The 13520-nt window shown below is 45.3% G+C and carries 11 protein-coding genes; 5 read left to right on the top strand and 6 right to left on the bottom strand.

All coding sequences use genetic code 11. The annotated features are described in order from the left end of the window. Positions 1 to 2: 2 nt before the first annotated feature. Both GRP75_RS02395 and GRP75_RS02390 read right to left on the bottom strand, forming a co-directional pair. Entirely contained in the window at positions 3 to 2285 is a 2283-nt protein-coding gene (locus tag GRP75_RS02395) for a glycoside hydrolase family 65 protein (protein WP_160788522.1), read from the bottom strand. 154 nt (positions 2286 to 2439) lie between these two features. Then, positions 2440 to 3447 carry a LacI family DNA-binding transcriptional regulator gene (locus GRP75_RS02390; protein WP_028541915.1) on the bottom strand — a complete coding sequence of 336 codons (1008 nt, stop codon included), beginning with the start codon at positions 3445 to 3447 and terminating at the stop codon, positions 2440 to 2442. 242 nt (positions 3448 to 3689) lie between these two features. Between GRP75_RS02390 and GRP75_RS02385 the strand changes: the two genes are divergently transcribed. Next, positions 3690 to 5354, top strand: coding sequence for a PTS transporter subunit IIBC (locus GRP75_RS02385; RefSeq protein WP_160788521.1), 1665 nt, complete (start codon positions 3690 to 3692; stop codon positions 5352 to 5354). Positions 5355 to 5359: 5 nt separating this feature from the next. Then, on the top strand, positions 5360 to 6181 hold the full coding sequence (locus tag GRP75_RS02380) for an endonuclease/exonuclease/phosphatase family protein (protein WP_028541917.1): 822 nt from the start codon (positions 5360 to 5362) through the stop codon (positions 6179 to 6181). 23 nt (positions 6182 to 6204) lie between these two features. On the opposite strand, the gene GRP75_RS02375 is transcribed toward GRP75_RS02380, so the two are convergent. Beyond that, on the bottom strand, positions 6205 to 7404 hold the full coding sequence (locus GRP75_RS02375; protein WP_068938350.1) for an MFS transporter: 1200 nt from the start codon (positions 7402 to 7404) through the stop codon (positions 6205 to 6207). Between the two features lie 203 nt (positions 7405 to 7607). Continuing rightward, positions 7608 to 8105, bottom strand: a complete 498-nt coding sequence (locus GRP75_RS02370) for a DinB family protein (RefSeq protein WP_075153559.1) — start codon at positions 8103 to 8105, stop codon at positions 7608 to 7610. Between the two features lie 320 nt (positions 8106 to 8425). Here GRP75_RS02370 and GRP75_RS02365 point away from each other — a divergent pair, with 320 nt between their 5' ends. After that, entirely contained in the window at positions 8426 to 8929 is a 504-nt protein-coding gene (locus GRP75_RS02365; protein WP_076265112.1) for a MarR family transcriptional regulator, read from the top strand. A gap of 203 nt (positions 8930 to 9132) precedes the next feature. Here GRP75_RS02365 and GRP75_RS02360 read toward each other — a convergent pair whose 3' ends face one another. Both GRP75_RS02360 and GRP75_RS02355 read right to left on the bottom strand, forming a co-directional pair. After that, entirely contained in the window at positions 9133 to 10062 is a 930-nt protein-coding gene (locus tag GRP75_RS02360; RefSeq protein WP_160788520.1) for a response regulator, read from the bottom strand. Positions 10063 to 10067: 5 nt separating this feature from the next. After that, positions 10068 to 11372 carry a sensor histidine kinase gene (locus tag GRP75_RS02355; RefSeq protein ID WP_160788519.1) on the bottom strand — a complete coding sequence of 435 codons (1305 nt, stop codon included), beginning with the start codon at positions 11370 to 11372 and terminating at the stop codon, positions 10068 to 10070. Between the two features lie 211 nt (positions 11373 to 11583). On the opposite strand from GRP75_RS02355, the gene GRP75_RS02350 reads away from it, so the two are divergent. Beyond that, positions 11584 to 12837 carry a cation:dicarboxylate symporter family transporter gene (locus GRP75_RS02350; RefSeq protein WP_023986561.1) on the top strand — a complete coding sequence of 418 codons (1254 nt, stop codon included), beginning with the start codon at positions 11584 to 11586 and terminating at the stop codon, positions 12835 to 12837. 257 nt (positions 12838 to 13094) lie between these two features. Then, positions 13095 to 13520, top strand: a 426-nt coding sequence (locus GRP75_RS02345) for a PAS domain-containing protein (RefSeq protein ID WP_160788518.1), incomplete at its 3' end; no start/stop codon positions are given.

The raw sequence follows: 13520 nt of genomic DNA, 5'->3' as shown, positions 1-13520 counted from the left end.
ATTTATGAAACGCTGTTCGTCATTAACGACTGCCCACTGGTAATGTGCGTTGGCTCTCCATACAGCTCCAGCGTCAGCGGTTCTCCGTCCAACAGGGTAATGATTACTTCATTTTCCTGTACGAGAATACTTAACAAGCGACCGCGATAGTTGATTTTAAACGTATATTTGTTCCAGCCCTGTGGCAGGAAGGGGGAGAAGCTTAATGTTTCACGATACGTTCTCATCCCGGCAAATCCCTGTACAATCGCCAGCCAGCTTCCCGTCATGGAAGTGATATGAAGTCCGTCTTCGGTATCGTTATTGTAGTTATCCAGATCCAGACGGGCCGTCCGCTTATACATCTCGACTGCCTTTTCCTCCATTTTGAGTTCGGCAGCCAGCACGGCGTGAATGGACGGGGACAGACTGGATTCATGAACAGTCATTGGCTCGTAAAATGCAAAATTGCGCGCTTTTTCTTCCAGCGTGAACTGGTCTCCAAAGAAATACAGCCCTTGTAGCACATCTGCCTGCTTAATGAAGCAGGAACGAAGGATTTTATCCCATGACCATTTCTGATTTAGTGGAAGGTTGCTGGGATCAAGGGAGGATACAGGCTGCAAATCCTTATCCATAAAGGTATCGTGCTGTACGAAGACTTCCCGCTCCTCATCATAGGGATAATACATGTGAGTGATGATATCCTGCCAATGTGCAAGCTCATCAGCCGTAACTGCTAGATACTCCGATTTTTCTGCTGAAATTTGAGGTAAGACCGATAATGTATATTTCAGAACCCATGCAGCCAGCGTGTTGGTATACCAGTTGTTATTGACGTTATTTTCGTATTCGTTCGGCCCGGTAACCCCGTGGATCATATACTGCTGCTGGCTTTTGGAAAAGTGAACCCGGTCGGCCCAGAAGCGGCTAATTTCGACCAGTACATCTATTCCATATTCCCGTAAATAGCTCAGGTCGCCCGTATAGTTGGTGTAGTTGTAAATGGCATACGCGATGGCTCCATTACGGTGAATCTCCTCGAAGGTAATCTCCCATTCGTTATGGCACTCCACACCTGTAAAAGTGACCATAGGGTATAGTGCACCCCGTAGCCCTTGCTGGGCTGCGTTATGCTTGGCACCCTCTAGTTGTTGGTGACGGTACAGCAGCAGATTTCGGGTTACATCCGGGTCTGCAAGCGCCAGGTACATAGGTACGGCATATGCTTCTGTGTCCCAATAGGTGGCACCGCCATATTTTTCACCTGTAAAGCCCTTGGGACCAATATTTAGACGGGCATCTTCGCCGTAGTACGTAGAGAACAGCTGAAAAATATTAAAGCGTATTCCCTGCTGGGCCTCTGTATCTCCCTCGATTTCTACATCTGCTTTGTCCCAACGTCGAGCCCAAGCTGCGACATGCTCCTGCTTGAGGGAGGTGTAGCCTTTGTTCACAGCCTCCACAGCGATGCGTTCAGCTTGTGGAATCAGTGCATCCTTTTCCATATCCCGTGAGGTGGTAACCGCCACAATTTTTTGCAGCTGGATACTGTCGCCCGGAGCGACGCTGTATTGATAGTGGCGTGCAGCATACAAAAAGCTCTCTTCCGTCGTCTGCAGATCCTGTCCCTCGGTCACAATACCCATGGTAGCGTTTACGGTAAAGCGCGGAATACCGAAGGGATTATCTATAGTTGTTGTGGACAGGCTGATGAATTGTTCTTGAACCTCTCGGGCCTCCTCCAACCAAAAAACCTCATCATAGTTCGTATCTTCATTCTTCGTATTGCCGTCCAAATAAGGGACAAGCTCTATGGTTAGAGGCTGCTCGCTTATATTCGTTGCTTGGTAATCAATCAGGCATAGCTCACGAGTGGTGAGGCTCAGAAAACGCTCCGTAGTGATACGAACCTGATCGTTCACGGTGCAGGTGCGTCGCAGGATGCCCTGTTTCATGTCCAACTCCTGCACAAAATCGCTGACGTGTGCCGTAAATAAGTCTACTTCCTCTTGGTTTACGATCAGACGGATGCCGATGAAGTTCATGGCATTGATGACCTTGCCAAAATATTCAGGATAGCCGTTTTTCCACCAGCCGACCTTTGTTTTGTCGGGGAACCATACACCGGAGATATAAGTTCCCTGATGATGATCACCTGAATAAGCTTCTTCAAAATTGCCACGCATGCCCATATAACCGTTGCCTATGGACGTTATGCTTTCCTGTAATCGCATGTGTGTGCTATGTAGAGTGTGTGTTGTCAGCTTCCAGCTATCTACGTCAAATAATCGGTTGTAAACCATGATTGTGTACCCCTCTCGGAAAATGAGATCGTTGTTTTAACGAAACCAGTATATGAGCGAGTTCAGTATATAGTGCAACCGTTTGCCCTGTCAACGCAAAAAAACTGATTTTATGGGTTTCCACAAAATCAGTTCTTGTTCATTCCTCAGAGAATCATAGTACCTGGCTGGACTCGCGTTCCACAATTCGGTGGGGAACAATGATGTGTTTGGTCAACTCTTTGGGGTCTTCGATTTTTTCAATCAGGCTTTTGGCTGCCTGATAACCTAGAGTGAAGATATCAATATCCACGGAAGTGAGAGGGGGATTCATCAGCTCAGCCAGCATTAGATTATTGAAGCTCACCATGGATAACTGCTCTGGCATGGACACGCCGAGCTGAGAGAGCATTTTCTGTACTGCCATGGCTACAAGGTCGTCGCTAACGATCATCGCGGTAGGCGGCGGGGTAGCCTGCAATAATGTGCGCATGTCCTCTAGATTAAATGGCTCCCTGACCACGTATTCCTTGGGTAGAGGCAAGCCCGCCTCTCGCAGCGCATCCTGGTAGCCTCGGAGTCTTTCAATATTCACGATCTGTTCATGATCACCGCCAACATAAGCAATGCGCTGATGATTCAGCCCAGTCAAATAAGTGACCACATCCTTAGCAGCCTGGTAGTTATCGTTGTCTACATGGGTAGTTTCACTGACAAATTGCTGAGGCTTACCGATTACGGTGTAAGGTATTTTTTCTTGATGAAGATACTCCACGATGCTATCTTTTTGCTTGGAGTACAGAACAATATAGCCGTCAACACGTCCGGTCCGGCTCATCAGCCTCACGCGGGATAGCAATTCATCACTCGTTTTTCCTGTGACAATGGACAGTGTATAGTTGTGCTCATTCACCCATTCGCTGATCCCGCGAAGGCTTTCCGGAAAGAAGGGATTTTGAAAGATTGCCACATCCGATTCAGGCATAATAATGCCAATCGACTGTGTGACACGGTTAGCTAGACTCTGAGCTGAATAGTTGGGTTCATAGCCAAGCGCCTTCATTTCTTTACGGACACGTGCCTTGGTGGCTTCGCTAATTTTGGGGCTGTCTTGAATGACACGGGATACGGTGGAAGTAGCAACATTAGCACGTTTTGCGACATCTTTGATGGTTACTGCCATCGTCTTCGTCTCCTTTTGCTATCTCAAGCAGGAAATATTATGTTCTATCATACGATATTGCTCGAAAATCAACAAATTCGCGGCTTTTTCGAGTTTTTACATCATCATTAACCAAGATATTTACAATTAGGGTATTGCCAATAGAAAGCGATATCATTATAATAATTGTGCAACCGATTGCATAATGTTTATAGGGTACGAACAACGCTGTACATACTATAAGGGATGGAGATTGAAGGAGCATGAAAAAACTTCTATCATTTGATTTTTGGCAAAAGCTCGGGAAAGCACTGCTAGTGGTTGTTGCTGTCATGCCGGCAGCAGGGATTATGATTTCGCTCGGTAAAGTAGTGGCGATGTTGGCTGGCGATATCCATTTCTGGTTGACTGTCGGCGGGGTCATGGAGAATTTGGGTTGGGGTATTATCAATAATTTACACATTCTATTTGCAGTGGCGATTGGTGGTTCCTGGGCTAAGGAACGAGCGGGCGGGGCTTTTGCTGCCTTAATTGCCTTTATTCTCATTAATATTTCAACAGGAACGATTTTGGGTGTGTCCTCGAAAATGCTAACCCAGGAAGGTGCCACCACCCACACTCTTTTTGGTGCATCCATTCCGGTTAGTGGCTATTTTACCTCTATCTTAGGGGCGCCTGCACTTAATATGGGTGTGTTTGTTGGTATCATCTCCGGATTTGTCGGGGCCGTGGTATTTAACAAGTACTACAATTACCGCAAGCTGCCAGACGCTTTAGCCTTTTTTAACGGTAAACGTTTTGTTCCTTTTGTTGTGATTTTATGGTCTGTCATCGTAAGTTTAATCATGTCTGCCATCTGGCCATTTGTTCAGGGGGGGATTAATCAGTTCGGTATTTGGTTGGCGACTTCGGGAGAGTCGGCCCCTTTTGTAGCGCCATTTGTCTATGGTACACTGGAAAGACTACTGATTCCTTTTGGACTTCACCATATGCTGACTGTTCCTATTAACTATACTCAACTTGGTGGCGTTTACACGACACTTACGGGTTCCGGGGCAGGAAGCGTCGTTGCCGGGCAAGACCCGCTGTGGCTGGCTTGGGCAAGTGACCTGAGTGCGCTTCGTGGTACCGATCCGACAGCCTACAATAGCTTGTTGGAAGGCGTGACGCCTGCCCGCTTCAAGGTAGGACAAATGATCGGTGGAGCAGGAATCCTTATGGGACTAGCGGTGGCTATGTATCGCCGTGTAGACAAAGATAAACGCAGCAAGTACAAGTCGATGATCTTTTCGGCAGCCGCAGCTGTCTTTTTAACAGGGGTAACGGAGCCACTGGAATTCATGTTTATGTTCGTAGCACCTGTGCTGTATGTGGTTTATGCTGTTCTTACCGGTATTGCGTTCGGAATGGCCGACATCATACATTTGCGTTTACATTCGTTTGGTATGATTGAACTGCTGACCCGATTACCGTTGTCTATAAATGCGGGTTTGGTGCAGGATATTATTAACTTCGTGCTGACTTGTGTGGTGTTTGCGGTAGCAACCTACTTTATCGCTTATTTTATGATCGGTAAATTCAAAATGGCTACGCCGGGAAGACTGGGGAACTATACGGATGAGGAGCCTCAGGGCACTTCCGAGGTGGGGAATACGAAGACAGAGGGTGTGGCAGCTGTTTCCACTCAAAATCAACTGGCTACGGATATCATCAAGACGCTTGGGGGTGAGCAGAACATTGTCGAGGTGGACGCTTGCATGACCCGTCTGCGTGTGACGGTGAAGGATACAGATGCCGTTGGGGACGAAAAGACGTGGAAAGCGCTGGGTGCCTTGGGCTTGATAAAAGTAGATAATGGGGTGCAGGCAGTTTACGGACCGAAGGCTGATGTGCTTAAATCAGATATACAAGACATACTCAACAGGTGATTACTTTGAAGTTGTTAACCTTAAATGCACATGCTTGGATGGAAGAAAACCAGCACGATAAGCTAAAGCAACTGGCTGCTTTTATTGATGAACAGCAGTTTGATGTCATTGCTTTGCAGGAAGTGAACCAGTCCATGGAAGAGACTCCTTTGTCGCCGGACGATTTGGGCGCTTACTATAGCGCAGATCCTGAAGTTGTCATTAAGCGTGATAACTATGCTTATGTGCTGAACGGGCTATTGTCCAACGCCTATCATTGGACGTGGGCTCCCGCGCATGTTGGTTTTGCCAAATACGACGAGGGTTTGGCGATTCTGTCCAAAACACCGATTACAGCTACGGTGAACGAATATGTTTCCTCGCTACAGGATTATGACAACTACCGCTCGCGTAAAATTGTCGGCATTCAAACTGTGGTGGACGGAGTACAGGCCTGGTTTGTAAGTGGACATTATAACTGGTGGAATGATGAAGAATCCTTCCGTGGACTATGGGATCGTACAACCAAAGTGCTAAATTCTTTTGCTCCGACTCCTGTGTTTATGATGGGTGATTTCAACAACGCGGCCGAAGTACGTGGAGAAGGATATGACTATGTACTGCAATCCGGCTGGTCAGATACCTATCCGAATGCAGCAGTACGTGATGAAGGCCACACGGTGATTAAAGCTATTGCTGGCTGGGAAAGTAACGCGGAGCCGCTCCGCATTGACTTTATCTTCTCCAATAAGGCTGCACAGGTTCAATCCTCAACCGTTGTACTGAACGGGAAGACAGGACCAGTTGTATCGGATCATTTTGGGGTTGCAGTTGAGTTAGAGCTGTGATGAAAAGAAAGGAGGCCAGTTGCTTATGCAATTGGCCTTTTTCTTATAGATTTCGACTTGAATCGAATGACATATTGGATAACTATAGCGATCAACACCAAAATCAAATTGTAGTAAAAGGGAGTGTTGATGCTAAACCGTTCCATGAGTGCACCTGCGATGATCGGAGACACAATGGCCCCCAATTCGGACAAAGATACGACGTTGCCGATAAATGAGCTTCTATTTTCCTCAGGAATAACATCCCCTAGTTGCGAGTAAAAGGAATCCAGATAGCTGGCTCCTCCTATACCTCCGATGAACATCGCTAAGTATACGATCCATGGTTCTGTGAACCAAAGAAATAAGATGATTTCCACCATGATCAACAATAGACCGATGATACAAAGCATCAAGCGATCCTTAAGTAGATCAGATATTTTGCCAATAAAGGGTGCTGATATGAAGGTTGATATGCCGATAATTGTAAAAGCTAAGCTAATTTCTGCGGGACTCCAATGGAGCTTGTAGGTTGCATATACAGAGAAGTACGTTAAAAATATAGCGAATGCACTCATTTCAAGAAAATGAACGGTAGAATAGACAAGTAACGGTTTCGTTAACATGGTTTTTCCTTTGGGTTTTAGAGGGGGCGAATGCTGTTCTTGTGGCTTTAAGGGAGAACTGAGGAAAGTCATTCTTGAAACGGCAACGAAGGATATACATGAGAAAATAGCAACGAAATAAAACGGAATGGATAAAGAAAAATAAGAAACAATAGCTCCACTCATAAGAGGCCCTAAAATCATACCGGCACCTTCACTGCTGCTGATATATCCATTGAGTGTGCCTCGATTCTCTGCGGTGCTCATATGGTTGATCGTGACTCTTACAAAGACGGTTAGCCCTATAGCTACCAAGCCTTGGAGGAGTCTCAGTATGGATAGAATGATGAAGCTTGTTGCAATCGGAAACAGGAGCATACAAGCGATTTCGGCAATGAGTAGGCTCAACCCCAAGCGTTTTGCGCCAATCTTTTCATAAATTCGTCCTGCCATGCCTCCACCAAGAAATCTTCCCACATAAAACAGAGAAAATAAAATACTCATGCCGAGTGTAGATATCCCGAATTGCTCTACATAAATAGCAAAGAGTGGAAGGATCATACTCCCACTCATATTAGCAATAAGGCTGATAACGATCATACAGGCGATATTACGATTTAAATATAAGTGTCTCACCATAACCTCGAAACCTCTCTTTGATCTTGCATCATGGGAACCGTTATTCGGATTGCACCTGATTACGGATGAACGGCTTCAGGTCGAGTTAGCGGGTTCCCATATAGGGTACGCAAGCGAGTTCCTCGTGGTGCCTAAATCCCAATGCAATGACGGAGGTATGAAGCAGCGGATGGGGGAAATCTTGATTAGAGCGTGGTGTTGCCTTAAGCGGGAAAGCCGCCTCCTGGTGGTGGCCAAGCTCCATAAATCCGGCGTAGCAGTACGATTTCACCCAAATGATATGAATTGTGGGAAGCGATATTCCGCAGAAGTCCTGCTTTCGTTTCACCTGGGAAATGAGCTAGTGAATCATCCAGTTGCGCGGTTTCGGCAATCTGCACAGCCTGATCCACGCCCTGTAAAAATTCGTTAATAACAGCCTGCCATGCCTCATCGCTTTGCGGTCCAGTCTCTTCGGGCCAGCTTTCCATGACATTCCCCGGAAGCTGGGGCTTCCGTCCTTCCAAATGCTCCAACATAAATTGCTGCCAGTAAATCATATGCTTCAGCAGTTGGTAAATGCTGTAAGGCATTTCTGCATTTTTCTTCCCTGCCAGCTCGACGTCGATGTCTGGTAAAGCCCGAGCTACTCGAATATGTCCACGTTCCCCGACCAGTGATTTAACCAGTGCTTGACCGAATAATTGGTTTGCATCCGACATGTATCATCATCCCTTCTATGGAGAACTTGTTTCTAGCTTATTCTCATTTTACGATTATACAATTATATTTTTCAAAATGAAAATACCTACTTAGTTTGGAGTGAAATAGAAATAACTTTTTAAAAAAAGGTTGATAATCATTCTCAATTTCACTAAAATAAAATTGTTTCAAGGGAAACAAAGTATCTACAATAGATATATTTTGTATATATACGGAAATGTTAAAGGGGAGCTTTCCGTATACATATATTGTTTTCTATGAAACAAAAATGGGCTATAATGAAAGGAGGAGTATGCCAAAGGAGTGACCATTTGTTCGTATGGAGAAAGCGACATCAGTTCAGCATGTTTATGATTTGCTCATTAAGATGAATCACCAGCTGGAGCAGCATCAGCAGAGAGAGAGCATGACTATTCTCGAAGAAATCCACGAGCATTTTGATGGAATTGCTTCGCTCAATCTGACGGATGTGCACGTCATTGACTGTATTGGGAGGCATGAGCCGATTAATGTTACGACATTAGCGGATCGAATTGAGCTGAGCAAGGGTACAGTTTCGAAAGTCAGCACCAAGCTGATCAAGGAAGGCTGGATTCGCAGAACCCAGCTTAACGACAACAAGAAAGAAATTTATTTTCGGTTAACCCCGTTGGGGAAAAGACTCTTTCTTGTGCATGAACGACTGCATGTTAAGGTACAGCAGCAGTTATTTGAATTTTTAAATCGTTATAGCTCGGAAGAACTGAATGTCTTGAAACGTCTGCTGTCCGATGGTGTAGATCTCTTAGAAACTATGGAGTGGCAGGACAAGAGTCTGGACTAAAGGGATATCGAATCATCAACGATGGGCACCTGTTTTATCTCCGAGTAATAGATGCATGGGGAGATGCAGGTGCTTTTCTTTTAATGTCAGCAGTTTGCATAATTCGATTCCCAACGCTCGAAGGTACAATATTTAGACGGACTAACCCGTTCCGATCTATATATTGCTGATTTGTGAATACTCTTGGGATTTATGCAAAATGCTTAGTGTAATAGCCGTTTTGCTTCCATATAGAGCACCTGTACGAACTTTTTCGTATTAATGCGGGCTTGGGACAGTGAAGGCTCCACATTGTTTTGCAGCTCCAGCATTTTTTTGCGGATTTCTGTAAAATCAAAAAATTTGGATGCATAATTTTCAAATTTAGGATGGGTATAGTCGGTCAATCCGAGCGATACTATATGGCTTAGCGTCTGGAAAATAGCGCGGCGGACACGTTGCTCCGATGCTTTGATTTCCTTACTCAGCTCTACTGCTGAGGCTAAAGCCCCTAACCGTTTGGACGCCACATTGGAAAATATATCCTTCAACGGCGGGAACAAATAGGGAGATAGATTGCCTGTTTCCTCCTCATACTGGTCCAGAAATTCCAGCATGTCCAGTAGATCCATACTCCCGGCTTCCCCGATCATCCCCATTTCAGAGAGCAGAAACTGCCCGGAAGTTACGATGTTTCGGGTCGGTTCAATTGTTGCCGTTGGGTTATTCGATGTGAACATCGACAACCCTTGAAGCGTGCGCTGGATATCCGTAATCGATTGCTGCATGCGCAGACGCTCAGCCACCTTATGAATAACTGCAATAATCTCCAGTCGATTCAAAGGCTTGGCCACATAATATTCAATACCGAGCGAGTACGCCTCGCCAATCATGTTTTTGGATTCGATGCGAGAAATCATAATGATTTTGCCGCTGAATTGATCGCCGAGTGCACGCACGGTCTGAATGCCGTCACGAAGCGGCATCAGCAGGTCAATCAGCAATACATCAATCCGGTTCAACTCCAGGAGGCCGCTATTCACGTAGGTACCATCCTCTGCTTCCCCGATGACTTCCCCTAGACCTTCGTCTTCAATAATATCTGCCAGCATAGAACGAATTCCCTGATCGTCATCCACAATATAAAAACGCATCCGGGCTATCTTCCTTTCTCCGTCAGTTTCCGTAAAGGCAATGTAATTCTAAAAGTGGTCTGTAATCTATCTGTATTCTCTTCTTCATCCTGTTGCAGTTCAATCGTTCCTTCAAGGCTCTCCGCGACCTCACGCACATAAAACAATCCCATACCGGTCGACGGCTGTCCTTCCTCATCATACTTGGTCGTGTACCCCGGTGTGAAGACCGTTTCCCGTTTCCGCTGAGGAATACCCGGACCGTTGTCGGTAACACTAAAGGAAGCTATGTCCTCTTTTCCCGGGAGACAACGAATGGAAACGTCAATCCTTCCGTTGTCCCTCATTGCTTCAACCGCATTGGCTGTCAGGTTATTAATAAGTGTCAAAACGGTATAAACATGTAGCTTGGGTAACAAAGGATCGACATCTAGGGTAAAACGAATAGACTTGTCCAGCGATTGGGCGTATTTGCTGTTCGTTCGGATGATTAGCTCCCCAAGCTCTTGAGAAGCCATGTAATGGACTCCGCTTTCGGCATCAATCAGCTTGGACAAACCAGCAAAAATCCGCTGGCTGTCTTTTTTGATCTCGTGAACCTGTCCGGAAATACGAAGTGCCTGTCTGGCGTAATGTTCTCTATCTTTCAAAGATTCATCCTGCTGTAGCTCACGGTACAGCTCGTAGCTTTCACGAGTGATTTGTTCTGCATGTGACAGCGTTTTGCCTAACTGGACCGACTCCTCATACAAGTCCGATACAAGGAGTAAAATTCGCTCTGTCTGCTGCCTTTGTGCCTCTTCATGCTGAACCGATTGATTTAACCGAATCATATTATAAAACCCAAGCACGAAGAAGCTGCGGATCATAGCCATGAAAGCTACTTTGCTGATCTTAACGATGTCCCAGAAATCGCCGTCAATGCTCCACCGGACGCTAAGTTCCGACACACTTGCGGCAACCTCAATCCCTACAGAGAGGATGCCCACGCGGAGCGCGCGGTAAGGCTCAGCATTAATGTTAAGGACCTGGAAGAGCAGACCGTAGACCATGTAATAAAAAAAGGTAGGGCCGTGCAGTGTCAGCATCTCTTCAAAGGGAAGGCTGGGCTGAGTGTAATGATTGAGTAAGATGCGAAAGGCCACTACAGCTATCCCTGCAAGCACTCCCGATAATGCAGGCGGAATATGACGAATAGATAACAGAAAGAAAAAAAATACAGGCGTACCAAAGCTAAGACGGAATGTATTAGCGAACGGGTGAATATTCAGCTCACCTGCGAGCGGTACAAATACAAGCATGAGCAGGAAAAGGAGCGTATTCAACTTCATCCATATTCACCTCCTGGGTATTCAGTCAGAAAGGCAATGTGAGCTAAATTCACAGGCTCGCCGTTAAAGTTTGTGAATTTATAGAAAAAAATAAATGTGGCTGTAGATAATTGTCGTTTTTTATAGATCAGATTGTAGTATAAATAACATCATTTGAATATTAAGAACAGCATACTGCAAAAATATACAAATCAGCCAGGGGGGACACGAAGTGAAAAAGATTAATTTGACGATGCAAATCTTTATCGGTCTGGCTTTAGGTATTATTATTGGTGCCTTATTTTACGGCAATTCAGGGGTGGAAGTCTACTTAAAGCCAATCGGCGATATTTTCATCCGCTTGATCAAGATGATTGTCGTGCCTATTGTGATCTCAACGCTCATTATCGGCGTTGCCGGCGTGGGAGACATGAAAAAACTAGGTAAACTTGGCGGCAAGTCTATTCTGTACTTTGAGATTGTAACGACAATCGCCATCCTTTTCGGACTGCTTGTTGCCAACTTGGTTCGACCGGGTGACGGCGTGGATATGTCCCACCTGGCCAAGAGTGATATTCATTCCTATGTGGAGACTGCAGAGAAGTCAGGCCATAGCTTTATAGATACGATTGTGCATATTGTTCCTACCAATATTATTCAAGCTCTGGGTGAGGGAGATATGCTGGCTATTATATTCTTCTCCGTACTGTTTGGACTAGGGGTAGCGGCGATTGGTGACAAGGGCAAGCCCGTGCTGAATTTCTTTGAAGGCGTAGCCGACGCCATGTTCTGGGTAACCAATCAGGTCATGCGCCTGGCTCCGTTCGGAGTATTCGCACTGATTGGAACGACAGTGGCCAAGTTTGGATTGGCCTCGTTATGGCCATTATTGAAGCTTGTTTTGTCGGTGTACGGCTCCATGGCGCTGTTCATTGTGATTGTTTTTGGAATTATCGCCAAGCTTTGCGGTACCCGTCTCTGGACCATGATTAAAATTTTGAAAAGTGAGCTGTTGCTTGCATATTCGACGGCCAGTTCGGAAAGTGTTCTGCCTAAGATCATGGAGAAGATGGAGAAGTTCGGATGTCCTAAAGGAATTACTTCCTTTGTTATTCCGATTGGGTATTCTTTTAATCTGGACGGTTCCACCCTGTATCAGGCACTGGCTGCGATTTTCATTGCCCAAATGTACGGCATTGACCTGCCAATCACGACACAAATCACGCTGGTGCTAGTTTTGATTATTTCATCCAAAGGTATTGCAGGGGTGCCGGGTGCTTCCTTTGTCGTTTTGCTCGCTACACTTGGAGCAGTGAACCTCCCGCTGGAGGGTTTGGCTTTTATCGCTGGTATTGATCGCATTCTGGATATGGCGCGTACGGTAGTCAATGTATTAGGCAACTCGCTTGCCGCTGTGGTCATGTCCAAATGGGAAGGCCAATATGATAAAGAAAAGGGCGAAGAATACGTCGCTTCAATTAAATAAGATGCAATGAACGGAATAGTTAACAGAAAGGGCACCTTTGCGAAGTAATGCGAAGGTGTTCTTTTCGTTTCCAAACTTATTAAGATATTTCCTTTTTCGACATTTTTCGATGTTTTTTGTATGGATATATAGGTATATGGACATAAAAATGATTCTTATTACCTATGCAATTTTAGATTTATTTATAATGATTATTAATAAAATTCCGATATTAAACTATATCGTTTTATATATTGGCTTAGAAGGGAAGAGCATATATGTTTCTTAAAAAAAATGAGACCCACTCACTTGCTCCTTTAGTAGAAGAAAGCCGCAAACTTTCACAAAGAATACAGCAGAAGGATTATTCTGCCGCAATACAAGTTTCATCCAAATCTTCCGAGGTTCAAGAAATCGCTAACAATGTCAACCAAGCGCTTGAGTCCATGAAAAAGGATGCTCAACATGTTGACATTCGTCTGAAGCTTGTTACCAAAGCTATAGAGATTGGCTTATGGGACATGGAGGTGGTTGCGGGTGATCCCGTCAATCCAAGTAATACGTTCACATGGTCAGAAGAATTTCGCGCTATGCTGGGGTATCAGAGCGAAAAGGACTTCCCCAATGTATTAAACAGCTGGGCATCCCGGCTGCACCCCGAAGATCATGACAGGTCATTGGCAGCTTTGTCAGATCATTTGCTG

It is taken from the genome of Paenibacillus sp. OT2-17 (assembly GCF_009827695.1).
GTDB classification, from domain to species: Bacteria; Bacillota; Bacilli; order Paenibacillales; family Paenibacillaceae; genus Paenibacillus; species Paenibacillus polymyxa_B.
Note: the sequence above shows the minus strand (reverse complement) of the source record. Positions and strands in the feature narration are given on the sequence as shown.

Excerpts from the sequence above, each read along its gene's own strand:
- GRP75_RS02390 (WP_028541915.1), bottom strand. The coding sequence starts at position 3,447 with ATGGCAGTAACCATCAAAGATGTCGCAAAACGTGCTAATGTTGCTACT.
- GRP75_RS02395 (WP_160788522.1), bottom strand. The coding sequence starts at position 2,285 with ATGGTTTACAACCGATTATTTGACGTAGATAGCTGGAAGCTGACAACA.
- GRP75_RS02365 (WP_076265112.1), top strand. The coding sequence starts at position 8,426 with ATGGAGAAAGCGACATCAGTTCAGCATGTTTATGATTTGCTCATTAAG.
- GRP75_RS02355 (WP_160788519.1), bottom strand. The coding sequence starts at position 11,372 with ATGAAGTTGAATACGCTCCTTTTCCTGCTCATGCTTGTATTTGTACCG.
- GRP75_RS02370 (WP_075153559.1), bottom strand. The coding sequence starts at position 8,105 with ATGTCGGATGCAAACCAATTATTCGGTCAAGCACTGGTTAAATCACTG.
- GRP75_RS02385 (WP_160788521.1), top strand. The coding sequence starts at position 3,690 with ATGAAAAAACTTCTATCATTTGATTTTTGGCAAAAGCTCGGGAAAGCA.
- GRP75_RS02360 (WP_160788520.1), bottom strand. The coding sequence starts at position 10,062 with ATGCGTTTTTATATTGTGGATGACGATCAGGGAATTCGTTCTATGCTG.
- GRP75_RS02375 (WP_068938350.1), bottom strand. The coding sequence starts at position 7,404 with ATGGTGAGACACTTATATTTAAATCGTAATATCGCCTGTATGATCGTT.